Here is a 26898-nt window from a genome sequence, read left to right as displayed (position 1 = left end):
GGCCCGGCCGGCCGGGGTGGCCGCTTTCGCGTGAGCCGGTGGGGACGCGCCCTACCAGCCGAGACCGCGCTCGGTCCTGATCTCCTCGGCCACGGAGGCGGGGTTGGGAATGAGCCAACCGTTCGGCAGCGGCTCCCCGGTCATGGCCTGCCAGATCTCCGACGCGAAGCTCGCGCAGTTGTACAGGGCGGCGTTGTACTCGGCGTCCACGCGGGCGAGAGCGGCACGGTAGCCGCGCAGGACGTCCTCGAACCTGACCGTGGCCGTCTTCTCCTCCCGCTTGGCACCGTGGTCGTCCGGGCAGTGGATCGTTCCGGGCACGCTGCCGCCGACCGGGACCGGCGCACTCGGGAAGAAGCCGAACGTCTCCGAGGAGCCGAGGGGGGACATGATCCCGAGCCAGACGTGGCCCACCTCCCCCTGGTAGAAGCTGCGGCTCGCCCAGGACGCGCCGGGGTCGACGTTCGCCACGACGGTCCACGCCGCGTCCCGGGCCTCCCGCGACCGCATGCCCTCGTGGATGAGCGTGTGCAGGCCCCGCAGGCTCTGGTGGTACGGCAGGTCCCCCGTGTCGGCGGAACGCCACCCCCGCACGGGCCCCTGCGGAGCGGGCACGCGGTGCGCGGGCAGGGAGGAGACGAAGCCCGTCGGGCGGCCGTCTGGTCCTTCGTGGGTGTGCAGCCGCAGCGGTTCACCGCTCGTGGCCCGGGTGACGGAGAGGCCTCCCTCGGCCAGGTGCACCCCGAGGCCGGTGGTTTCCTGGACGCGTCGGGCCGTGTCGGCCCGCTGCTCGGGAGTCGACCCGGAGAAGCGCGACGTGAGCACGATGTCCGTGACGTCGGCCGGCAACTCGTCCTTCGACAGGGCCGCCAGGCCGTCGGTTCCCAGGCCGGCCGGCTCGCCCTCCCCCGTCGCGCTCCCGAACCCTCCATCGCCGGAGCCGTGCGACCCCCAGACCACCACGCTCGCGTCGGGCGCGATCGGCAAGGGACGCTGCACGCCGACCGACCGGCCGTCGCCCGTTCGCCGCCACTGGGTGTACTGCCGCAGGCCCGCCGGCAGTCGGTAGGCGTTCCGGCGCGGCGCGGAGTCGCCGGAGTCGAACGCGATCAGGCCGGTGGTGCGGCCCTGGGCGTCCCGGAGCGTCCGGACGACCGACCGGGAGCCCGGCACCTCGGTCTCGGACCTGTCGGCGTTCCGGTAGGCCGATGCCGGAAGGGCGGGGCGCGGACCCGGTACGACGCCCTGCGGGACCGGTGCGCGGTGCGCGGGCCAGGAGGAGACGAACCGCGTGGGGCGGCCGTCGGGTCCTTCGTGGGTGTGCAGCCGCAGCGGCTCGTCGCCCGTGGCCGGGGTGACGGAGACGTCCCCTTCGGGCAGGTGCACCGCGAGCCCGGTGGCCTCCTGGACGTGCCTGGCCACGGCGGCCCGCTGCTCGGGGGTCGCCCCGGAGAAGCAGGGCGTGAGCAGGATGTCCGTGGCGTCGGTCGGCAACTCGTCCTTGAACAGGGCCAGCAGTCCCTCGGTGCCGAAGTGGACGTGCCCGTCGTCCTGCGTGGCGCCCCTGAACCGCCCGTCACCGGAGCCGTGCGATCCCCAGACCACGACCTTCGCGTCCGGCGCGATCGGCAGTCGGCGCCGCCTCGTGACGAACCTGCCGTCGTCGATGCGCCGCCACTGGGTGTAGTGCCGCAGGCCGGCCGCCTGCCGGTAGGCGTCCCGGCGCAGCGCCGCGTCGCCGGAGTCGAACGAGATCAGGGCGGTGGTGCGGCCCTGGGCGTCGCGGAGCTTCTCGACCACCACCTGGGAGCGCAGCACATGCTGACGGGGATCGGTGAGGGAACCCGCCGTGAGCATCCGCGCGGCCGACTCACGCGTCATGCGGACCGCCACCGGGTGTGCCAGGGGAACGTCCAGTTCGGCCGTGGCGTCCTCGCGCCACAAGGCGGGTGCCTTGTGCAGGCGGGCGGACAGCCGCAGGTCGACGGTGAACTGCACCAGCGCGGACGGACCGGTGTACGACAGCAGGGGGAGGTCGCTGCTGGTGCGGGCGCCGCTCCCGGTTTCGGCGTGGCCGGACGAGTGGGCCGGTGTCGGCTCGTAGTCGTGGGAGAAGTCCGCGCCGGAGCTCATCCATCCCGGCGTGGGCGCGCCCTGTTGCGAGGTGGCCGCGCCCCGCGCCTGCGAGCTGTCGCGTACCAGGTCCGACAGGACCATGCCGTTCCGGTCGTCGGGCGCCGTCCCCTCGAACTCCGCTGTCTCACCGGCGCCGATGACCTCGCCGTCGGTGAACCGCGCGTGCATCACGACCTCGAGGTCCTCGGCTCCGAAGGCCTTCTTGACGAACGCGGACGGCAGCGCCATCCCGCTCGTGGCGAGGGTCGGCAGCGCCGACTTCAGCCAGACCGTGCTCACCGACCGCAGGGCGTGCGCCGCCGCCTGGCCGACGGTGTCGAAGTCCGACGACGCCCGGAGCGTGCCGGCGAACGCGGTCAGGGCGTCGCGCACCTGACGGGCCCCCAGGAAGCCGTTGACCTGTGCCTCCCACGGAAGCCGCGCGCCGGAGGCGCGCCACCGCTCCAGCGGCAGGGATGGGGGCGCGTCCATGCCCACCGGGGCCGGTACGCGCGGTGGGCGCAGGAGGGCCAGCGCCCGCAGGTCGGACTCCGGGACGCGGAACAGCAGGTAGCGGTCGTCCTCGGCGGGGGACGCGTCCGTCGCGGCGGGCGCCGCCAGGTCCACCCAGGCCAGCGGTGGGGCGGAGCCGCGCGGCCCCGGCCCGTACAACTCCAGCCGCGCGGACACCGGGATCCTCAGGTTGACCATGCTCGCCTCGCGCGGGATGCCCACGGTGACCGTGGCGGTGCGGGACGTGCGCCCGGTGTCGGTGCCGGAGCGCTGGACGGCGGTACCGCCGGTCGGCGCGTCCACCATGCCGGCCCCGGTGCCGGAGGAGGCGTCCTCCAGGATCGTGGGGAGGTCGAGGCCCAGTTGCCGGACGGCGGTCCTGGCCACTCCGGCTTCCCGTGTCGCCGTCGTGCCGTGCTCGACCTTGCTGCCGGTGTGGGGGCGGCTGTCGAAAACACCGTCCTGACGGCGCATCACCAGCCGTATCCAGTAGGCCCGCCGTCCGCTGTCCTGGTGGAAGAGCTCCATCCACACGCCGTCGTCCAGGAGGTCGTCGAGCTGGCCCGCGGCGCCGTCGAGGATCGCCGCGAGCCGCTGGGTGTTGCGCCGGCGGTCGCCCAGCAGCAGGTGCGGAAGCAGGTCGACCGGGACACGGTCCTTGGTGAGCCTCCCCTTTCTGGCCCGCAGGCCGTCGCCCAGCGCGGCCAGCAGTCGTCCGAGGTCCGGTGCGTGCTCCACCCCGCCGAGGCCCAGGCCCTGATCGGCCGGCAGGCGCGGCTCGGTGGCGGGGACGACGGACGGCATCGACGCCTGAACGGTGGCAGGACCAGCCGGCGGCGCCGCGGCCTCAGCGGTCGTGGGCGGAGTGATCCCATGGGCTCTCAGGCGGGCGTCCACCTGGTCGCCGAGTCCCATCTCGCGCGCCTGTTCCTCGGTGACCAGGGCGGCGATGCCGCGGGAGAGCAGTCGGCCCCCGGTGCGGAGCCTGGTCGGCAGGACGCCCACCTTGACCTCGGCCGCCATGAGCACCCGCAAGTCGGCCTGGACCAGCACGAGTCGATCGCCGTCCGCGGTGTGGGTGATGCGGTCGACGGAGGCCGAGGAGGCCAGCGACGAACGGTGTGACGATCCCCGGCCGCCACCGGCGCCGAGCCCGCCCAGCAGGAACGTCGCCTTCGAGGGGTCACCGGCGCCGCTGAACGTCACCGAGCCGTTCAGCCCCCTGGCGGTCTCCTTGGCACCGGCGGCCTGGTGGCCGCCGGTCAGCCACCGCTCGGTGGCGGGCCCGTCGAGGACTTCCACCACGGAGGGCGCGACGAGGTCGACCCGGCTTCCCACGCTGCCGGCCAGCGTGCCCAACCGGCGCTCGTAGCGCAGCCCGTCGGCGACCCAGGCGCTCTTGGTGGCGCGGGCCAGGCCCGACGGAAGGGTGTCCACGCCGAACCGGTCCTCGATCCACTCGGCCGGGTCCAGGCCCGGCACGGAGAACGCCGCGTCGCCGCCGGCCGCTTCGGTCAGCAGCGTGCGGGCCAGCTCGCGGATCTCCTCGCCGTCGCCCACGATCTCCATCGCGAGCCACTTCCGTACCGCTTGCCGGTCCGGCGGCAGCGCGGCCCACGCGGGGTCGTGCATTCCGCCGATTCCGCTCAGCTTCGGCACCTGGACGGATACCGCCCCGGCCGCGATGTGCGGCAGCCACCGCTGGTCGGCGCCGAAGGTGAGCGCGGTCGGGACGGTCAGCCGCACGGGGACCGCGTCGGTCTCCAGCGGGCGCACGCCGTCCCGCGCACCCGTGCGCGCGCCGGTGCGGGCGATCGTGGTGACCTTGGGCTCCTGCCGCCCGGGCAGCCCCGGGGTCAGCCTGCGCCACCGGTCACGAGGACGCTCGACGTGGGTGACCTCCACGTCGAACGCCAGCCGCGCGTCGTACGCGCTGCTGCCGGGCGAACCGGCGGTCAGCCAGCGCGTCTCCACGCTCGGGCCGGACTCGCCGGAGCGGGACCGGGAGGCGGACAGGACCGCGGCGAGCGTGAGGTAGGCGTGGCCGGGAATCGGCTTGGCCGAGAACGTCCCGGTCACCGAGACGCCGTGCTGCCCGCTCGCCCCGCTCTGCGCCCCCTCCGCCAGCCGGTCGGTGCGGCGCGTCCTCCAGTCCGGGATGTCGCCCTGGTACCGCGGTTCGGTCACCAGCCGTCCCATGACCCGGACCAGGACGTAGTGGTCGCTGCCCACTCCCTGACGGTGGAGCCGCACGGTGACGCCCGTGCTGAACAGGCGTCCCTTGCGGGCGGCCAGGCCGGTCGGGGACAGCGACGAGGTCAGGGCACGGTGGTTCCTCCGCATCCGGCCGTGGTCTTCCGTCGTCGTGAGGAAACCGGCGGTTGCGGCGGCGTCGCCGTATCCGGGCAGCAGCCCGGCCAGCCGCGAGTCCGCCGCGAACAACTCCTCTATCGCGGCGAGGAGTTGCGAGGTGTCGGCCTTGGACATGGCCACGCTCGGGCTGAACGGGCCGAACGGCAGGATCCGTTCGTGCCCCGGGTGCGACAGCGACGGCGGGATCGACGTCAGCCCGCCGGGCAGGGGCAGTCCCAACGAGACCGCCTCGCCGGGGCGCAAGGTCAGCAGGACGGTGACGTCCTTGTCCTGCGGCCCGCCCCGCAGTCCCGCCCGCATGGCGCTGGACCGGGCGCCCGTGCCCTCCACCCGGATACGCGCCTGGGCCCGGTACAGGACGCGGTCTCCGGTGAAGCGCGCGCCGTGCGCGTTGCGGACCGCGGAACTGGAGGCGATCGAGCGGCTGCTGCCGGACAGCAGCGCCGGCCGGACGGCCAGCCGGAACTGGGGACCGCCGGGAAGCAGTCCCAGGCCGACAGCCGCTCCGAACCCGAATTCCCCGCCCACCGCGTGGTGCGCGGCGTGCGAACGCGACCGGTCGGACTGCCCGTGATGCCGGGAGGACGACGGACCGATGGCGCGCTCGGGCGCGATCGCGACGATCCGGGCCCGTGCGCGGTAGCCCCCGCGCACGGTGCCTCCGGCGTCGGCGAATTCCTCGGAGTCCGTCCATCCTTCCAGGTAGGCGTGCAGGTCCTCGGTGAGCCGGTCCCTCGTGCCTGCCGCGAACGCGGCGGACCGGCCGGGGGCGCCGGGTGCGGTGAGCGCGGGATGCATGGCCGCCCGCAGAGCGTCGAACAGCCCGCCCCCGCCTTCGAACTGGCCGCCGGCGTCGATGACGTCCAGCACGTCCAGCGACTCGGCGAACCGCAGGGCACGCTCATCGTCCCCGGACAGCGGCACGAATCCGGCGACCCGGCGCCGCTCTTGCGCGGGGACGAGGTGGCGCACCGGCACTCTGGCGGTCACCGAGCCCTGGGTCCGGAAGACCCGCGGCTGCGCCCGTCCCGCCGGTGCCACCCGCACGGTGGTGACGACCCCGCGCGGGACGTCCACCGTGCCGCCGTCGCTCGTCAGCTTGCGATACCGCGACACGCCTGTCTGGTGGGTCGACCCGTGGGAGGTCTGGCCAAAGGCCAGGTTCGCCGCGGCCGTTGGGCCCGCGAGCACGCCGGGGACGGGCGTCGGCAGGAGGCCGGTCAGCGCCACCTTGATCGCCCAGCCGCTGGTGGAGCTCGACGACCGGGTGGTCGTGGCACCTGTCGAGCGCACCTTCGCCACGTCAGGCCCGTCGCTCTTCTCCCGGTCCACCATGGCGATCAGCGGCCGTTCCTCGTCCTCGTCACGGCCCAGGGAGACGGTGACGTCGTACCAGCCGTCCTTGCCCCGGATGTGGAACGGGACACCGGCGCCGACGAAGGAGGCGGCCTTCGACCCAAGTTCGTCGACGATCGCCGCAGGATCGGCGCCCGTCTGCGTGCGGACGCGCTCGGCCACCCAGCCCACGGTGTCCAGGCCGTGCAGGGGTGCCACCCCGGCGGCCTTCATCCGCTCCAGGTACCGGGGCAGCCGGAACTCGGCGAGGACGCGCGGGGCGGGTCCCGCCGAGGCGGCGGGTGACGTCGAGGACCCCACCGTCCGAGGCGCCGTGGTGCCGGGGGCGTTGCGGAAACGGTCGTCGGGATACTCGGAGCCGGCGTCGTATGCGGACGGTGCCGGTGCGTGGTCCACCTCTATCGCGGACGGCGCGTCGTCCACCTCCATCGGGATGCCGCCGTCGAAGTCCTCGTCCGCCGTCCCGGGCTTCGGGCTCTGCCCCGCCTCGGCCACCACGAGTTCGTACGGGCTGCCGTCGTGGTCGTACCTCACGTGGCGTTCGATGACGTGGAGGTCCGTCGCCCAGGGGAACATCGCCTGCCGCGACCGCGCGGCGAACGACACGTCACGGGACTGCGAACCCGCGACCGCCACGATCACCCGGTGGCCGTCGGCGGGCGCGGACTGCCCGGCCAGGGCGTCATCGAGGTCGAGAGCCGCCGGCTGGAACTGCGGGACCCTCAACGCGTCGACCGCGCCCAGCGGTTGGCCGTCGGGCTTTCCGGGGGCCAGGTACCCGAGATACACCGGCGTGTCGATGCCGGGAAGCGACGCGAGAGCTTCGGCGGCCACTCCCAGGTGTTCACCGAAGTGCTTGCCCACCCTGCGCGACAGATCGGGCACGAGGTCCGTCATCGCCTCGCGGACGGCGCCGAACCTGGCGTCCGCGCGGTCGGTGATGCTCCTCGCCTCGTCGGCCAGCGCCCTGAAGCGCCGGTTGTCCTCCAGCAGATACGGGAAGTCGAGCGAGTCGCTCGCCATGGCCTCGACGATCGTGTCACGGATCCCGGCCTGCCAGCGGTCGTCCCCGCCGCCGCGTTCCTTGGCGAGGCGTGCGCCCAGCAGCCGTAGATCCGGGCCGTGGGCCACCAGGGACAGGGCGGCCACGTGCGCCGGCAGCACACCCTTGACGAGGCTCCTCTCGCCCAGGGCCCGCGAGCGGATGTCGCGCAGGTACACCTGGTGGTGCGGAAGCTGCCATGCAAGGTCGAACGTCTTGTGCAGCCGTTCGACGCTCCCCGGGAACTGCCACAGGTCCGAGTGCACCCAGCCGTACAGGTCCGCCGCGTCGCCGAGCAACACGTCCTTGAGCCGGTCGACGTCCACGCCCTTGTCGTCCTCGGCGAGGGTCCCGTACTCGCCGAGGATCTCCGCGAGGGTGCGGCTGCCCGTCGACAGGCGCCAGGCGAGCACGGCCCGCAGGAGGCCGTCGTGCCCGCCGTCGAACGCGATGGCCCTGTGGGCCTGGAACAGTGGCGCGATGCCCGCGTACGGGCCCGAGCGCAGGAGGAGACCGCGCTCCGTGCGCAGTTCGTCCTTCACCGTGTCGTCCGCGGCGAGGGTGAACCACGTGTCCGGGTGCTTCGGGCGGATCGCCCGGTGGATCGCCTTCATGAGGGCCGCGGCGGACGTCGTGGTGTCCTCAAGGCCGACGGTGTCGACCGCGTAGTGCCCGGACTCGTTGAGCGCTTCGGCGAACTCCCTGGCGTACTTCCTGACGTGGGGTACCGCGCTGAGGGCCCGCCCGATGGCCTTCTCGTGGGCCTTGGCCGCCTCCTCCCACTCCGGCTTGCGGTACGTGCCGCGGTACAACGCACTCTGTCCGGCGAGCGGCAGGGCGGCGGTGTGCTCCCCCGCTGCCTTCGGGGGACGACGCCGGAAGGTCAGCCAGCTGCCTTCGCGTTCTCCGGCGCGCTGCGTGACCCGGACCCACGTGGTCGAGTTCAGGTAGGAATCGGTGCGTCGCCCGGCTGTGACCGAACCGGTCGGACCGACGGTCTCGGCGCCGTCGGCGTGCTCGTCCGCCGCCGACTGGGCGACGGCCGCCATGCCCTGGGTGCCCCAGCCGGCGTGGCACTCGAACAGCAACTGCTGGGTGGAGGGGGCGAGTCCCTCGGTGCGAAGGAACTCCGCGCCCAGTCGGCCGACCCACCAGCCTAGGGCGCGCTTCCTGCCCTCGGGCGTCAGGACCGAGAGGGCACCGCGTACGCCGTGCGAACCCCAGATCGTGTACCCGGGTCTGCCGTCCGCGCGCGGAACGGTGCTCACCGGGACCGGCGCGGGCTCGCTCGGCCGACCGGGCCGCTCGAGGGTGCCCCCGGTCATGTCGAGCAGCCCGGGGTAACGGGTGGACCTGCTGGTCCAGTCCGGACCGCTGTGACTGGCCAGGCCGAAGCGCACCCCCTCGGGTGAGCGCACCGAACGGGTGATCACCGGCCTCTGCCAGAGCTCGGCCGGCTGGTCGGTCCGGTCCACGACGACGAGTGTGTATTCCTGACCCGTGGTCGTGCTTCCCGGAAGGGGCTCGAGGCTCCGGACCACCTGGTGGCCCTTGACGACGTACTCCTGTGCGGCGGGGAAGACGACCTGATGGTCCGGGAAGCGTGCGAACGACGCGTAGTCGTAGGCCGCGCCGGGCGTGCGCACCACGTGGACGACGAGTCGGTGACCGGCCGTGGGGCGGCCGGTCCGCGACGCCGCGTCGTCGATGGCGGCCTCGATGGTCGACTTCGCCTGGAAGAGCGCGGGCCTGCTGAACGTCTTCCCGACCGCGGCGGGGTGGCCTTGCGCGCCCGGCTTGGACCACTCGGCCCAGTACACCGGGCCGCGGGACTCCGTCAGCCGCGTGGCCGCGCTGGCGGCCATCCGCGCGTGCACGCCGAGTTCCGCGATCAGGTCGTCGGTCGCCAGGTGCGCGGCCACCCGTTCCAGGGCCTCGTCCGACCGTGCCTCAGGGTGGTCGACGAGCCGGCGCACCGCCGGATCGCGCAGTATCACCACCGGCAGACGGGACCTTGCGGCTTCCCGGTCCAGATCGTTCAGGCTCCCCAGCAGGCCGAGGATCCGCTCCTCGAGCAGTTCGCGGCCCGGCGCTCCTCCCCCGAGGATCCGGTGGTCCATCAGTTGTGCGTCCGGTCCGCCCAGGAGGAAGAGCGCCACCCGATAGCCGTCCGCGAGCTTCCTGACGTTCTTGAAGGTGCGGCGGTTCGTGAGCGCCCACCGCCGGAAGGCGTCCTGGCGCGAGCGCCAGCCGGTCCTGCCCTCGAAGGAGACGGCGGCCGACGGTATGCCCTCCGTCAGCTGGGCGGCGAGGCCGCCGAGTGTCATCCCGCCGGTGACGTCCGGGTCGAGCAGGCTCTGCGCCTTTTCGTGGTACCGGACTTCGTGCGGCAGGCGTCGCACGGCCTTCTTGAGCGTCTTGTCGTCCGCGAGACCCGCGGGGTCGAACAGGAACGGCACCAGTCCGTACAGCTGGTACGCGTCGGTGTCCGCTGAGGACGCGGTCCTGAAGTCCGGTTCCAGCGAACGCGGGCCGTCCGCCTCGGACACTCCGGCCCGCTGGGCGGCGCCCATCAGCTGCGCGAGCGCGGGTGCGTCGTCCCGCGACAGCATCATGCCGAATACGAGGTGACGGAATCTCAGGCACGGGGCCTCGGCGGGGATGAGTTCCCGGTAGACGCGGATGAGCGTTTCGGCCTGGTGCACGAGACCGGTGCTCTCGGCGCTCGTGTTCACCGGATGTCCGAGCGTCGCCAGCTTGGTGTCGAGCTCTTCCAGGTCCTCCTCGGCAAGAGGTTCCGGAAGTCCTTCCCGCGCGGCGTGGACCGGGGCGGCCAGCGCGAAGGCCCTCATGGCGGCGGTCAGCGAAGGCGGCTCGTCCTCGTCGAGCAGTTCGGCCATTCCGGTCTCGTGGTCGACGTCCGGGTCCTCGGACGGGTCGAAGAAGAGGCTCTTGTCGGACAGCGAGAACAGGAGGTGGTGGATGCCCTTCCGCAAGGCCGGGAGCCAGTGCTCCTGGGCTTCCAGAACGCCGCCGACCGCCTTCTCGAAGCGTCCCGCGATCTCCTTCCAGCGCCCGGGATCGTCGGTGAACAGCACGGACGGCATCCTCGGCATGAGTCCGGCCGAGGCCTGGTCGTCGGTGCCCTCGCCGGGTGCGCCGCCTGTCAGGCCGGGTTCTTCCCGGGACATGACGCCGCGCGCGACGCGCTCGGCCCGGTCCCTGAGGGGGCGTGGCACCGGGTGGCGCCAGTACCTCGGCAACGCGCTGTGCCGTCCGGCGACCGTCTCCTCGTCCACCGGTTCGCCGGTCCAGCCCATGGTCCGCAGGGCGCGGTTCACCTCACGGACGAGTTCCGGGTCACGCCCCAGGGGATCGGCCTCCACCCGCGGGCCGGTCCGTGGTGGCAGTGGCGTGATCGCGTCGACGTCCTCCTCCGCGCCGGACACGGCGGCGCCGGCGCGTCCGGGCTTTCCGTGCGCCTGCGCGATCCTGATCCGTACCGCGCCCGGGTGCGGGGTGAGGTCGTCCCCGGGCCGTGCGGTGACGTAGCCGGAGGGCAGCGTGCTTCCGGCAGGGGCGGACGCGGCGATGGTGTCGAACCCGCCGTGGAAGGGTCCCAGTCGCTCGGTCGTCGGGTTGCTGCGGCCTTCCGCGGGAGGGCCGAGCCGGACCCAGTGGCCGCCGGAGACGATCGCCGGCAGTCCGTAGGCGTTGAAGCCGACCCGCGGTGCGGCCACCAGGTGTCCGGCGGCCGCGCCCCCCACCTCGTCCGGGACCCACCACACCGGTCCGTCGGCGACCACCGCGGTGGCGTCGGACAGGCCCCGCGCCCACAGCGATTTGAGCACCTCGGCCACGAACCGGGTGGACACCGTGCCGCCTTCGCCGGAGTCCAGCCAGCGCAGCGGCGTGCTCGGGCTCCACTCGCCCTTCGCGTACAGCAGCACCAGGTCGTCGGCGACGCGTGACGGCGGGATCCGCTCGCCGTCGGCGGTGGGGACCCCCAGCGGGTCGGAGTGGACGGCGAGCGTGAAGTACGAGTCGTCCTCGGGGACGTGGGGCAGTGCCGTGACGTCCGCCGTCCGGCCGCCCGGCCCCGGGTCCCCGATCCAGCGCGCCGAAGCCCCGTCGCCGCGGACGACGCCACGGGGGTGCGCCGGGGAGGCCGCGGCCGCGTCCTCCGGGAGTTCCTCGGTCACCATGCCGAGCAGGGAACTGCCCAGGAGGTCCTGCGACGGGCGTCGTGGGTACAGCGCCGAACCCGGGGACGTCGCCGATTCCTCGAGGCGGGCGAGGATCGGCCGCGTCAGTCCGGGAGCGAAACGCAGCAGCGACTCGCCGCCCGCGCCGCGCAGGCTGCGCACGATGGCGTCGAAGACCTGCCACTCGAACTCGTCCTTCGGGACCCAGAACATGTGGGCACCGTGCTGCACGCCCATCTTGCGGCCGAGCATGTCGCGGAGCGTGATGTGGTAGCGGTGCGAGTCCAGTCGGGAGCCGTCCGGCTCACGGAGGTCGCCCAGGTCGTGGTCGCCGGTGAACGGCCTCCACTTCCCGGCAGGGTTCCTGCCGTGCACGACACCGTTCACCACCAGGACCCGGCCGGAGGCGATCAGTCCGTCCATGTCGCGCTTCAGTGCGGTGTACTCGTCGAGGCGCTGCGCGTACCGTGCCTCGACGGCCGCCCAACGGCCCGGGTCGGAGCCGAACCCGGCACGGTCGGGGAGCTTCGGCCGGAAGTACCCGGTCCGTGCGATGCCGTCGGGATTCGCGCCCAGCGCCAGGTCGACGGGGCTGATCGTCTTCGCCTTGAGGTACTCCGGCTTGGGCAGGTCGCCCTCGCGCATACGCCGCACCGCGCCGGGGTTGGTGGCGCGCACGTCGATGATGACCCCGTAGGTGTCCGCGGTCTCCTGGAACTTCTCCTGGTTCTCGCGCGGCATCCCGAAGATCTCTTCGACCGCCTGCGGGGTGACCTCGGTGAACCGGGCCTGCGAGGAGACGCTGAGGCGGGTCTCCTCGTCCACCTCGCCGAGCGTCGGACGGCCTGAGGAAACCCGGTGGAACGACGGCCTGTTCCCGCGGGTCTCGTGCGGGATCTCCCCGCCGAGAGGCACAGCCGCCTGGCTGACGCTTCCCGTCGGCGACACCACGGCCGTGCTGAGGTTCAGCACCCTGCCGACGTCGAGGGGTTCGTCGTGGTAGAAGGTGCTGCTGAGAAGGGAGTCGAGGACGGCGGCCAGCCGGTGGGCGACGATGTCGACCCGCTGACGGGACAGCCCCGGCAGCCCGGGAGTCGGCTCCCTGTGGGCGACGACGGTCAGCTCCGCGGGGGCTTGCCCCGCGTCGTGGCGGGCGCGCAACGTCTCCGCGAGCGCCTCGGCGTAGGCGCTCAGTTCCCGGTGGGCCGCCCGGTCCGGTTCAGGGCTGCCCGGCTCGAACGTCAGCGTCAGCGGCTTCGTGGCGAACGCGTCCCCGGCATCGGAGCGCACCACGATCGACACGCTGTCCGCGTTCGCCGGTGTCCGCGGGCCGTCCGCCGCGACCAGGTGCGGCGGTACCGCCGGGGCCTGTGCCCTCACCGGTTGTCCCGACACCACGCTCTGCGTCAACGGGCCGGAATCGAGGGTGCGTTGACCGGCCTGGGGCAGCACGTGCGTGGACACGGTCAGCACGGAGTCGACGTCGACTCGCCGCCGGCCCTGGAAGACCTCGTCGAGGACGGTGTCCAGAGCCGTACGCAGTGCGTCGGCGACGTGCCCGGCACGCTCCGCCGCGAGGCCCGGCCGGGTGCCCGAGTCCCCGGTGACCGCGGCGATCCGCAGGGGGCGTGACCCCGGCCCCCCGTGCTCGCGCAGGCTGACGGAGAGCTCCTCCGCGTACATGAAGAGCTCACGCCGGCCCGGTTCTGCCAGGTCGGCCGAGTCCGGGGCGAACACCAGCGTCAACGGGTCGAGGTCGTGGGACCCACCTGTGGTGTCCGGCAGTTCCACGAGGGAGACGCCGTCCGGGTGCGCCGGAGCGGGTGTCTCCGGCAGCGGAACCGGCCCGGCGCCGCCGAGGCCGTCCGCCGGTGCTCCGTCGTGCGGGCGGTAGCCGGGGTTGGGGATCCATTCCCCGAGCGTGTTCTCCTCGGGCCGCCCCTCAGGGGTGACGACCCGCCACGCGCCCTTGATGAACCGGGACGCCACTCCGCCGGGGAAGGCGACCTCGTCCTCGTCCATCGTGGTGAGCGGCAGGTCGTGCGCCGCCAACGTCTCGACGACGTCGATCCCGCCGGGGGCGTCGAACTCGTACACGTACCCGCCCTCGTGGGCCCAGCCCGCGGCCCACTCCCGGCTCGCCGACGATGCCACGAACCCGTAGGCCGCGCTCTCCCCGAGGCCGAGACGAACGTATTCCTCCAGGTCCAGGATGTCGCCGCGCGGTCGCGCGCCCTCAGAGAACAGCACCTCGGGCCCGCGATCGTCCGCCCGGAACGCGGGGCGCCACCCGTACCACACCGGCGGCGGGACGATCCGCGGGACATCGACGGGAACGGTGGCCGCCGGCAGGGAGACCGGCTCCCCGGCCGCGTCGAGGTCGGCGGCGTCGGCATCGGTGTCCGCCTCGGAGTCGAGGTCGTCCCAGGTGAAGTCGCGGTCCACACGCAGCCGCGGGCCCGGCACGACCGGCGACCGGACCGTGGAGCCGGAGTCCGGTTCCACGCTGTCGCCGTCGTCCTGACGTTTCGCTCGGGTGACGAGGTCGCCGAAGGCGAGGTTCGCGGCCAGCACCTTCTCGCTGTCACCGCTGCCCAGGTCCCGCACGAGCTCGCTGCTGGCCCGGCGGGCCTCCTCGTCCGGCACTCCGGCGTCGCTGGCCCGGCGGGTGAGCTGGTCCGCGCGGTCCTGGACGCTCGGCCCGGTCGGCGTCCCGGCGACGGCGGCCGGTTCGTCGAACGTGAGACCGGAGAACTCGGCCAGCCCCTGGCCGGTGCCGAGGGTGCTGTGCGCCCCGGCGGCCTCCAGGACCGTGTCCAGGGCCTCCGGGAAGGGCCTGGGGTCAAGCCCGTGGCCCCAGAAGTAGTCGTGGACGACCCGCGTGAGAGTGATCCATGTCAGCGGCCCGGTGTCGCCGTCGGCGGCTCTCAGCGCATCGAGGACTGCCAGTGCGCGCAGCCGGTCCGGGTAGTCCGAACGATCCGCCACGTCGGGTCCGAAGGCTTCCCGCAGGGCCCGCACCCACCGCAGCGCCCGCTCCGCCGCGTCCGCCGCGTCGTGCGTCGCGTCGGGCCGGACGGCGCGCGGCAGCTCGGCGAGTTCGGACGCGCCGGGCTCGGGGCGGAACGAGGACCAGGAGACACCGGGGTCGTCGAGGTCGTCGGTCTTCAGGACGAACCGGGGCGGGCCGCCGTGACCGTCGACGAACAGGACCTCCGCGTCGGTGGCCCACACCTCGCGCCGCAGGACGTTGGCGAACAGCTGGGCGGCCCGCGGCATGACGAGCCGGTCGTCCAGGGGATTGGCGCCGGCGAAGCAGCCGTTGATCACGACGGGCACGTCCGAGGCGAGCGCCCGCATGCTGGCCCGGCGTCCGAAGAAGGCCGCCGCCTCGTCGGGGGCGACCTCGACGCTTCCCTGGTCGCGCAGCGCCAGCTTGGCGACGCCCTCGCGCGACGCGGTGGGCCTGATCCCGTGGAAGCCCAGATAGCGGACGTCCTCGGGCCAGGGAAGCGGCTGGAGCCGGCTCTCCTTCGCGTCCTGGTCGGAATCGGGGTCCGGAACGGCGAAGGTGAAGCCCTGGGCCTGCGACAGTCGCGCGTAGTGCGTCTCGGCGAGGTCGCTCACCTCGTCCTCGGGCACGGAGGTCCGGCCGAGCAGGCGCTGACGGTCCGAGTCGGCCTCGGAGACGGTGTGGATCCGGCTGTCCGGGATCTCCCGCCCGTCCAGGGTGCGGACCGAGCCCTCCAGGGCGCGCGCCCACAACTCGGGGTCGCCGGGCAGCCAGTCCCCTGTACGTACCTCGCTGTCGGAGGGCTTGACGATCGCGAGGCGGGCGACCCCGTCGCTCCCGGGAGCGGTGGTGACCCACCCGTCGCTGGACCAGACGCGCGTGCCGACGCTCCGGGCCATCCGCCGCGGCTCGTCCATCAGGCCGCCCCCCACGCCCGGGACCGCGAGCACCGGTGTCCGGGACGACACGCCGGAGTCCATCAGCCCCTGCCGGGTCAGATCGCGCCGGACGAGTTCGGCGACGTCCTCCCACGGCACCGACCGGACCGGGACGCCGGGGAGCACCAGCGCCACCAGGTCCGCGTCACCGCCGGCCAGCAGGACGTACGGGTCGCCCTGCCACGGCGCCGGGCGTGCGGACCGGACGTCGCCGTCCGCCTCGTCGACCACGAGGACCTCGTGCGTCGCCAACTCCACCGGTGAGCCGGTCCAGTTGCGTCCGGCGACGGACCCGCCCGGGCGCCGCATCAGGGTCTCGGGCCGCAACGCGTCCAGTCCGTGCTCCAGGTGGAACGCGCCGAGTTCGGCCACGCGACCGGCGCGGTCCTCTGCGGCCGCCTCCTCGACCAGCGTCAGCAGCACACGCCGCTCCTGTGCGCCCGCCGGCTCGTCGGGGCTCAGATGCAGCACGCGGCGGGCCAGGGCGGTCGCGGCGCCCTCGGGCGGCGTCGAGCCGGTCCGGACGATCTCGGCGAGGACCGAGTCGAGCACCGGGGCGATTCCGGCATTCACCGCGCCACCGCCGAACGCCTCCAGTGCGGAGGGCGCCTGTGGCGGTACGAGGGCGCCACCGGACGCCGTACCGCCGGCGGCGTGCGCGGTGGATGACGTGCTGCCCGAGCGGAACCGCCGGCCGAAGGCGCGGGACCGGCCCGCGCCGGGCTGGGAGTCCAGCCCTGAACGCGGGTCCGTGATCTCGATGTCGACCTGCCAGGACTTGCCCTCCAACAGCTTCTGACGGCCCGCCCTGATGTCGATCTGGTAGGCGCCGGTGGTCACCGGCTCGTCGGCACCGCCGCTCTGGCGCTCACCCAGGATGCGAGAGAGCTCGTCGGCGAGCTTCTTCCTCAGATCGCGCGCCGCCCTCAGCGCGTCGGAGAACTCGGGTACGAAGCCGGGGAGGGCGTCCTTGAACGCGCTGGGCGCCCCGTCGATCAGGGCACGGACGACCATCTTCGGGAAGGGCCTTCGGGCGGCCTGGCTCCACAGGCCGGCCGTGGCGAGGGAGCTCGCGAGAGCGGTGACTCTCCCGGAGACGAATTTCTCGTCCTCGCCGGAGAAGAACGACGAAGTCTCCGGCAGCGGGTTGTGGACGACGACGACGGTCAGCGGGTTCGGCACCAGGGCGGGGTCATCGGTGAGGAAGGCTCCGTGCTGGTCGTGCGCGCTCTCGCCCGGACCGCGGCCCAGCATCGTGAAGTACCAGGCGTCCTTGCTCTTCGTACCGGCTTCGACCTTCATCATCCGGTGCACGGCCGATCCGAGCAGATCGGCCGACGCCCTCTGGGCGCGCTGGTACGCCGGGTCCTCGGGACTGAGCGATTCGAGATGTGTCCGGGCCTTTTTGAGGGTCGCCATCCCCCGGACGAGGGTGAGCAGGTCGTCGGTCCGGTGATCCGGGTCGCCCGCCTTGCGGGAGTCCAGTCGGTCCGCGTACCGCTCGATGTCGTCCTGGGTGAACCGGGCGAGGTTCGCCTCGATCGCCTCGACGGCCGCGGCGCGTGCCCCCTCGTACCGTGAGATGTTCTCCAGGGTCAGCTGGTTCGCGCCGTCCTCGCTCTCCAGGACGACCGCGGCGAAGTGATAAGGGTAGGCGGTGGCTGCCTCTTCCTTGTTCCGCGCGGCGTAGTTGGGCAGCAGTGTCCCGTTGCCCTCCTCGTCGCGGGAGAGCACGGCCAGGGTCAGGTAGACCTCGCCCACCCGGGCCCAGGCGTGTTCGTTCACGCCGATCCCGGCCGCCGCGTCCGAGAGCGCGGCCGACGTCAGGGTGGGGCCGTCCGACAGGGCCAGGGTGGCGCCGTACTCGCGACCGGGCCGTGGGTCGGCCCGCTTCGCGGCCTTGGTGAGCCCGAGGCGCTCCACGGCCCACCGGGGGCTCACGTCCCCCTCGGTCCGCACGCCCTGGGTGGTGGCGACCAGTGCGGCCGCCAGCGGGTTGAAGATGGGTTCCAGGGACTCCGACTCTATCCTCGCGGTGGCGAACGGCACGTCCCTGCCATCCGCAGGCCGGAAGACGACATGCGATTCCTGCGCCGTGCCGCCTCCCCTGGTGCCGACGACAGCCCGCGCGGTGTCGCGTGAACTGTCGCTCTCCCGCTTGTTGCCCATGGACTCCTCGGTGAAGACCGCGGTGACGTGGTACAGGGTGCGGCCCGCGCCGGTCGATGGGCCCAGTGCGATTCCGGCCTGACGGTCGACGACGAACCGTACAGGGCTGTCGTACCTGGCCATCCGGACGTTGGACCGCTCGACGGCGGGGATGGTGGCGAAGAACTGCTGTGCCTTGCCGTCCCCGAGGGTCGCGAGGCTGCGGTCCCGGGACAACCGGAGCGGACGACGCTCGGTGTCCGGGATCTCGTGGACCCGCAGGCCGGTGGTGACCAGCGGCAGGTCGTCCCCGGCGGTCTCCCCGGGGTCGAGGACACGGTAGTCGGCCGGGACCGTGAACATCGGCCGGGCTCCGGGGCGCTCGTCGAACACCTGGTAGTCGGTCGTGATCTCCGGGTTCGGCCACCGGTGTGCCAGTCGTTCCCGCACGGTCGGTCCCTCGGGCTCCTGCCCGGCCCGGGCGGTACGGGCACGCTGCCGGGCCCGGGTCTCGCGGGCCGAATCCCCGTGTCTCCTGCGAGCGCTGTGGGTGGCGGCGGCCTGCGACCTCAGGAACTCCAGGTCCGCCTCGGCGTACCCATCCGGGGCGTCTCCGGAGGCCTCGCCCCGCGGGTCCGCTTCGGGCTCCTCCCGCTCGACCGGGCCCGACAGGTCCGCCGCACGGTCACGCTCGGCCCAACCGCCGACGAAGTACTCGTGGACCTGGGCGGCGTCGGACGCGCCGAGGAAGTGAAGGTCGGCGAGGGTATCAGTGACGGCCTCGCGCAGAATCGACCCGTGCAGCGTCTCGTCGTCCGGATTCTCGACGTTCGAGTCGCCCAGCTCAGCGTCCGCCGGCTCGTCGCTCGACATCACCCTCTCGACCGCGCGACGCCGATCCTGAACCGTGACGCGTTCGTCCAGGGGCAGTCCCAGCACCCTGCGCGTGAAGAGGTCGACCTTGACCGGTATCGCGGTTCCCGCGAATTCGCGGTAGAGCGTGTCCGTCGACGCCAGCTCCCCAAGGAGCAGCTGGTACAGGTCCGCCCGCTCATCGGATCCGGAGCCCTCCGTCGCCGATCGCGTCTCCCGCGTGGCGAGGGAACCACGTGCCCCGGGCGCACCACCCTTCAGCCCCGGTGACGACTCCCGCCCCATGACCAGGTCCGCCACTCCCTCGGCCCGGGCCCGAAGCGTGTACGGCACCGCCACCTTCCGCCAGTGCGACGGCAACCGCCGGTGAAGCTCGGCCACCTTCCGCGCACTCACCGGCCCGTCGTCCCAACTCCGGCCCGCCAGAACCCGGTTCACCTCGACGACCAGATCCGCGCTCCGCCCCAGCGGGTCGTCATCCGTCACCGGCGCACCGCCCTGCGACGGTGTGATGGCGTCGATCTCCAGGCCGTCGGCCGACGGGGTGCCGGACAGCGAAGCGTCCTCGTCGAGGTCCATCGACTCCGGCGATGTCGACGCCGTGGAGGTGTCGGAAGAAGCGTCGGAGTCGGAGGAGTCGTCCTCATCCAGGTCCATCGGCTCCGGCTGCTGAACGACTTCGGCCGTCACCAGCTCGTACGGTGCGCCATCGGCGTCGTGTGCGATGCCGCTGCCGGTGATGTGAAGATCCGTGTGCCAGGGGAACATCACCTGCCGCGACTCCGGGTCCGGCGCGGCGAAGGACACGTCGCGGGCCGGTGAACCGTCGATCCTCACCACGACACGGCGCATGCCGGCGGGAGGCGTTCCCAGCCCGTCCAGCACAACGCCGGAATCGGAGGATCCCGGGTGGAACTGAGGCACCGTCATCATGGACGACATGCCGGGCACGGGTCCCGCCGGATCGCCGGGAGCCAGGTATCCGATGTACACCGGCACGGCGGACCACGGCAACGACGACAACGCCTCGGCCACCATGCCCCGATGCTGATCCAGTTCCTCGCTCAGCCGGCCGGCGAGATCCGGGACCAGGTCCCTCATCTCCTCGCGGATCCCACCGAACCGCTCCGCGTCGTGGTCGGTGATCCCACGGGCTTCGTCGGCCAGCTGGCCGAACCGGGGGTGGTTCTCGAGCAGGAACGGGAAGTCGGGCGACGTCGTCGTCATCGCTTCGTCGACGAGATCGCGGATCTCTCCCTCCAACTGCTCCTCGTTCTGCCCTGTCCCGCCCAGCTGTGCGGCGAGCCCGGAGCCCAGCAGCCGCTGGTCGGGGCCGTGAGTCGCGAGGAACAGCGCGGTCAGGTGCGCCGGCAGCAGACTGTCCAGCCGTGAACCGGGGTAGTGCTCGCCCCACTCGCGCAGGGCGGCGTGCCGTGCGGCCCAGCTGGATTCCCCGAGCCGTGTCCGCGCGTCCGGGGGCAGCTCCGGCAGTTCCTCGGACGCCGCCAGCAGCCGCACCGCCTCGGTCAGTCCGCTCGGCAGCTCGACGTCACCCCTCACCCGGGAGGCGACACCGGCCAGGTACACCCGGTGGTGCGGCAGCTCCGGGGCCTCGCTCGCTCCCGCGTCCGAGACGTCGTCGTCGACCTCGTACGCCGTCAGCGTGGAGTGCGTCCATTCGTACAGATCCGCCGCGTCACCCAGCGACGCGTCCCGCAGCTTCTCGACGTCCAGGTCGTTGCCCTCCCGGCCCGTGTACCGGGCGAGGTACTCACCCGTGATCTCCGCGACGGTGCCGGTCCTCGTCGACAACCGCCAGCCGAGGACGGCTGCCAGGAGTTCGTCGTGTCTGCCCTCGAACTGGATGGCCTCGTGGGCATCGAACAGTGGCTTCATGCTGGGATACGGGCCCGAGCGCACCAACAGGCCACGCATACGCCGCAGTTCGTTCGCCCGCTCGTCGTCCTCGGCGAGAGTGAACGGCTCGTCGGGGTGCACCTGCCTGACCGCCGTGTCGATCGCCGCCATCAACGCGGCCACCGGGGACGGCGGAGGCGGCAGGCTCACCTGGTACCTCCCCGACGCGTTCAGCTTGTCGGCGAAGTCCGCGGCGTACTCACGGACATGGTCCGCGTCGTCCAGTATCTGCCCGACGGCCGCCTCGTGTTCCCGGGCGGCCGACTCGTACCCCGGCGTCCCGTACATGCGCCGATACCGCGGGCCCTGACCGGCGAGCGGCAGCACCGCTGTCCGGGCCCCGGGGCTCAGCGCGGGGCGGCGCCGGAACGTCTCCCACTTCCCGGGTCCGCCGTCCTGCTCGAACGCGACGTAGACCTTCACGTCCCGGTCCAGGCCGCCCGTCATTCCGACGACAGCGGTCCCCCCGACAGTCCGGACGCCGTCGGCGTGCGCGTCGGCGGCCGTCTGAGCCGCGGACGCCCTGGCGGCGGTGCCCTTCGCACCGAAGCAGGTGAACACCAGCTGACGTGTGCCGCTGCCGAGGCCCAGGTGGGCCATCAGCCGCGCCCCCCGCAGGCCGGCCAGCCTCCCACCCGTGGTCTTCGCGCCTTCGGGCGTCAGGACTTGGATGATGCCGGGCAGACCGTGCGAGGCCCACATGGTGAACGCCGGTTTGCCATCATGCCGTCGGCCGGTCGGCACCGGGACCGGCAACGGCGTCCACGACGGCGAGCTGACGCCCTCCAGCGTGTCGAGCAGCGTGCGGATTCTCCTGCCACGGTTGGCGATCCAGTCCGGACTGTGCAGACTGGCCTCGCCGAACAGGACGCCATCGGCGGTGCGCACCTCACGCGTGATCACGGGTTCCCGCCAGCGCAGCGCGGCAGGGCGTACGAGCTGGTCCAGGGTGACCAGCGAGTACTCCAACGGTGCCGCCGCCCGGCCCAGCGGAGCCGCAGCGAGATGCCTGACCACCTCGTGGTCCCTGACACCGAACTCCTGGGCGCGGGAGAAGGCGACCTGATGGTCCGGGACACGCGCGAACGGCGCCGACTCGTAGGCCGCGTCCGGCTTCGGCACGGTGTAGACGACCAGATGACGGTCCGCGGGCCGGTCCGCCTGTGCAAGCGCCTCCCGGACAGCGGCCTCCAGAGTCGACCTGGCCTGGAAGAGCCGGGGCAGGCCGACCACCCGGCCTTCGACGGCGTAGGGGCGGGCGCCGTGCGGCGCGTCCGCCACCCACTGTGCCCAGTACACCGGTCCCCCGAACTCCGGCAGAAGCGTCAGGGCCCGGACGGCCATCTCCGCGTGCACGCCCAGCTCCGCCACCAACCGGTCCGTCGCCAGCCTGTCCGCCACCCGCTCCACCACGTCCGCGGAGCCGCTTTGCGGATCGTCGGCGAGCCCGCGCACCTCCCCGTCGCGCGACACCAGCAACGGCACCGCGGACACCCCGGCCCCCTGGACCAAGGCCGTGAGGCCGCCCCGAATCCGCTGACGGAGCACCTCACGGCCCGAAGTGCCGCCGGTGAGGATCCGCTCGTCCAGCAGCCCGCCGTCCGCCCCGCCCAGCAGGAACAACGCCACGCGGTAGCCGTCCCTCAAGCCCGTGCTCATGCCGCGGTTCGCCAGCATCCACCGCCGGAAGGCGTCCTGACGCGACCGCCAGGCCTGGGGGTCCTGCCCCGCGATGCCCGCCGAGCCCATGCCCTCCTTGAGTTGAGCACCGAGTTCACCAGCGGTCACGCCGCCGGTGAACCGGGGGGCGAACAGGCCCCCGGCCCACTCGTGGTACCGGATCTCATGCGGCAGCCTCGCCACGGCCTGCCGGAGTGCCGCGTCGACTGCCCGGTCCGCGGGCGCGAAGAGGAACGGCACCATCCCGTAGAGCTGCGAGGCATCGGCTTCCACCGATGACACGGTCCTGAAGTCCGGCTCCAGCCAATGCCCGCCGTCCTTCTCGGCCACGCCGGCCCGCTGCGCGGCGCCCATCAGCTGCGCCAGGCCCGGCGACTCCTGTAGCGGCAATGTCGCGCCGAACACGGCGTTGCGGAAGCTCAGCGCGTTCATCGGCTCGTTGTCCAGCTCCCTCCACAGGCGGAGCACCATCTCGACCTGCCGCAGCTTCTCCTGGCTTCGCGGGGTGCGGCCGACCGGGTGTCCCAGCTCCGCCAGCCTGCCGTCCAGCTCCGGATCGACGTCCGGTTCGGACATCCGGTGCGCTACGTATCGCGGCACGGCCAGCCAGAACGCCTTCGCGAACTCCTCGGCAGATGGGGGCTGTTGCTCGTCCAGCAGCCTCCGCATCGCGGCGTCGTAGTCGAAGGTGTACGGGTCCGGAGGCGCGAAGAACCACTTGCTCGCGTCCTCGTCGCCGATGGTGCCGAACAGCAGGTCCTCGGTGGAGGCGCGCTCGAACAGGAGCTTGACCTGGCGCCCCGCCGACCCGTGCCAATGCGTGTCCACCAGCAGGGTCCCGGCGACGGCTCTCTCGAACCCGCTCGCGACGGCGTTCCATCGAGCCCGGTCGTCGTTGTACAGCACGTCCGGCATGGTGGCGGTGACGTCGAAGCCGCGCCGGGCCGAGGCCTGCGAAGGGGCGGCGGAATCGAGCGCGCCCGTGCCGTCCCCCGCGGACGCGGCCGCGACACCTGTCCCGGCCCCGGACGAGGCCGCCGCCTGCGTCGGCCACGCGCTGTCCGTCCCGGGCACTCCGCCCTTCAGGCCCGGTGACAGCTCGCGGCCCATGACCAGGTCCGCCACGCCGGCGGCACGGGCCCGGACGGTGTACGGCACCGCCACCTTCCGCCAGTGCGACGGCAACCGCCGATGCAGTTCCGCGACCCGGTCCGCGCCCACCCCGCCCGAACCCCAACCCCGCAGCGTCAGAACCCGGTTCACCTCCGCCACCAGATCCGCACTCTCCCCCAGCGGATCGTCCTCCACCACCTCCGCGCCCCCCAACGGCGCCACGGAACTGATCTCCAGGTCGTCGACGGACGAGACACCGGAGGAACCGACCTCGTCGAGGGCGGTGGTCTCCGGACGCTGCCCGGCCTCGGCCCACACCATCTCGTACGGCGTGTGCCGCTCGTCGTGCAGCACAACACGAGAGGTGACGTGGAGATCCGTACGCCAGGGGAACATGGCCTGCCGGGACTCCGGGTCGGTGGACGCGAAGGACACGTCGCGGACCGGTGAACCGCCGATCCGCACCACGACTCGGCGCGTTCCGGCCGGAGGCTCGCCCAGCTCACCCAGCACAGCTCGGCCGTCGAAGGTACCCGGATGGAACTGGGGCACGGTCAGTGCGGTCAGCGCGCCGACCGGGTGGCCGGCCGGCTCTCCGGGGGCCAGATAGCCGATGTACACCGGCGCATCGGCTCCGGGCAGCGACGCCAGGGCCTCGGCCAGCATGCCCCGGTGCTGGTCCAGGCTCTCGCCCACCTGCCGGGCCAGATCCGGCACCAGGCCCCGCATCTGCTGGGCGATCTCGTCGAACCGGTGATCCGCGCGGTCGGCGATGGCTCTGGCTTCGGCGGCCAGCGCGCCGAATTCCGCGTGGCTCTCCAGCAGCAACGGGAAGTCGACCGGGTCCGCCGCCATGGCCACGGTGATGATGTCGCGTATCTCGCCCTCCAGTGGGCTTCCGCCCTGCTCCGCCGCGCCCAGCTGTGCCGCGAGCCCACTGCGCAGCAGGCGCCGGTCCGGGTCATGGGTGGCCAGGAACAGAGCGGTCCGATGCGCGGTCGGCGGTTCGCCCGGCGTCTCGTCGGAGTACGGGTGCAGCCGCGGGGGGACTTCGGGCATGTACAGCCGGTGGTGCGGCAGCGTCCATGTCTCGTCAGCTGTCCCGTGCGCGGCGTCATGCGCGAAGTGCGACAGGTGCTCGCGTGCCCATCCGTACAGGTCCGCCGCATCACCCAGCAGGGCGTCCCGCAGGGGCCCGACGTCCAACCGGTTGTCGCCCCGGCCGACTCGCCATTCGCTGTAGAGGTCCAGGACCTCCGCGAGGGTGGCTTCCCCCTTCGACAGCCGCCAGCCGAGGACCGCCGCCAAGAGGCCCTCGTCCGCGCCATGGAACGTGATGGCCCGGTGCGCGTCGAACAGCGGGGCCAGGTCGCCGTAGTCGCCCGTGCCCACCAGCAGGCCGCGTACGGCCAGCAGTTCGTCCGCCTCGGCGTCGGTTTCGGCGATGGTGTGCGACCAGTCCGGGTGCACCTGCTCGACTGTTGAGTAGATCGCCTCCATCAGGTCCGCCACCGAGTACGGGACAGATGGGAAATCCACCTCGTACTGCGGCCACTCGTTCAGTGCGAAGGCGAAGTCCTCCACGTAGTCGCGGACGTCGTCCGAGCCGTTCAACGCCTGGCCGACCGCGCTCTCGTGCTCCCGGGCCGCCCGCTCGTACTCCGGTGTCCCGTACATCCGCCGATACCGTGCCCCCTGACCGGACAGCGGCAGCGCGGCAGTCCGCTCTTCCGCGGTCACCGCCCGGCGGCCCCGGAACTCCGTCAAGCGGCCTGGCCTTCCCTCCTTGTCGGCATGGACGGTGATCATCGTGACCGGGTCCGGGGATCCGGTCAGTCTCGTCGAGACGACGAACGTCGCTCCGACGGCGACGCCGGTCCGCTCGTCGGCGGCCGCCTGTGCCACAGCCGCCCCGTCCTCGGCACGCGTGGCGGCGAAGCAGGAGAGCACGAACTGCGGTGTGTCCCCGGCAAGGCCCTGTCGCCTCACGAACCGCGTCCCGCGGGTGCCGACCATCGTCCCGCCGGCGGCCTTGTGGCCCGAGGGTGTCAGGACGTGGACCCGGCCGGAGTCGCCGTGCGAGGCCCACAACGTGAAGGGCGGCGTTCCGTCCTGCCGCCGACCGGTCGGCAGGGGGAACCGCAGAGTCACGCCCGCCGGCGCGTCGGTGACGTGCATCCTGTCGGGCATGCCGGCGTAGCTCTTCTTTCGGCCGCGGTAGGACCAGTCGGGGCCGGTGAAACTGGCCTCGCCGAACCAGGTGCCGTGATCGGTGCGCATCTGGCGGGTGATGACGGGCTCCTGCCAGGGCCGGGTGGCGGGAACCGCGACCTGGTCGAGTGTGACGAGCGCGTACTCCAGGGCGGCTGCCGTGCCCTGCGGGGCGAGGGCGAGGTGACTGACGACCTCGTGGCTCCTGACGCCGAGTTCCTGGGCGCGGGTGAACACCACCTGGTGGTCCGGGAAACGTGCCATCGGCCCGAACTCGTAGGCCGCTTCCGGCTTGTTCACCGTGTAGACAACCAGATGACCTCCCGGGTGCCGGTCGGCCTCCGGCAGTGCGGCACGGACGGCGGCCTCCGGACTCGACTTGGCCTGGAAGAGCCGGGGCAGGCCGAACCTGCGCCCCTTTGCCGCGTAAGGACGCGTGCCGTGCACCGGACGCGGTTCCCACACGGCCCAGTACACCGACCCGCCGGTCTCCGGCAGAAGCGTCGCCGACCTGACGGCCATCTCCGCGTGCGCGCCCAGCTCCGATATCCGCTGGTCGGTCGCCAGATCCGCGGCCGCCCGCTCGAGGTTCTCCGGCGAACGCTCCTGCGGATGGTCGACGAGCCCGCGCACCACCGGATCGCCCAGCACCACCAGGGGGAGGGCGGCTGGTCCGGCTCCCTGGGCCATGGCCCTGAGTCCGCCCAGAATCCGCTGACGCAGGAGTTCACGACCCTGCGCCCCGCCCGCGAGTATCCGTTCGTCCATCAGCCCGGCGTCCGGCCCACCCAACAGGAACAGCGCGGCGCGGTGGGCGCCGTTGAGGGTCGCCCCGATGCCGCGGTGCGCACCCATCCACTCCCGGAAGGCGTCCTGCCGCCTGCGCCAGGCTTCGGTTCCCTGGTGCGAGACGACGGACGGGCCGATGCCCTCCGTCAGGGCCCGGCCGAGTTCGTCGGGGGCTGTTCCGCTGCCGAGCCCCGGGGCGAACAGGTGCTTCGCCCGGCGGTAGTAGTGGAGCTCGTGCGGCGGCGACGTCAGGAACTGGAGGAGCCGCGCGTCGCCGGTTCGGTGCTGGGGATCGAACAGGAGAGGCACCAGCCCGTACAGCTGCGAGGCGTCGGCGGACGCCGTGGTCGTGAAGTCGGGTTCCAGCGAAACCGTGCCGTCCCTGTCCGCCACCCCGGCACGCTGTGCGGCGCCCATGAGCTGCGCCAGACCGGGCGCGTTCTTGCTCACCAGCGACAAGCCGAAGATGGTGTCGCGGAAACGCAGCGCCGCGTCCTCGTCCTCCACCTCCCGCAGGGCGCGGAGTGTCGTCTCCGCCCCCAGCACCAGGGCCCTGCTCTCGGTGCTCTGGGCGACGGGGTGCCCCAGCTCGGCCAGCTTGCCGTCCACGTC

Annotated in this window: 1 protein-coding gene (running past one end of the window); it reads right to left on the bottom strand. The window is 72.8% G+C overall.

Annotation, left to right across the window (positions count from 1 at the left end; all coding sequences use genetic code 11):
* Positions 1-51 precede the first annotated feature (51 nt).
* A protein-coding gene (locus K7472_RS14520; protein WP_222977917.1) for a scabin-related ADP-ribosyltransferase crosses the window boundary here: on the bottom strand, positions 52-26898 show its 3' portion. The gene runs 14013 nt beyond the window's last position; 26847 of the gene's 40860 nt are visible here — the last part of the coding sequence; its start codon lies beyond the right edge, outside the window — the gene reads right to left on this strand; its stop codon occupies positions 52-54.

It is taken from the genome of Streptantibioticus parmotrematis (genome assembly GCF_019890615.1).
Lineage (GTDB): Bacteria > Actinomycetota > Actinomycetes > Streptomycetales > Streptomycetaceae > Streptantibioticus_D > Streptantibioticus_D parmotrematis.
Note: the sequence above shows the minus strand (reverse complement) of the source record. Positions and strands in the feature narration are given on the sequence as shown.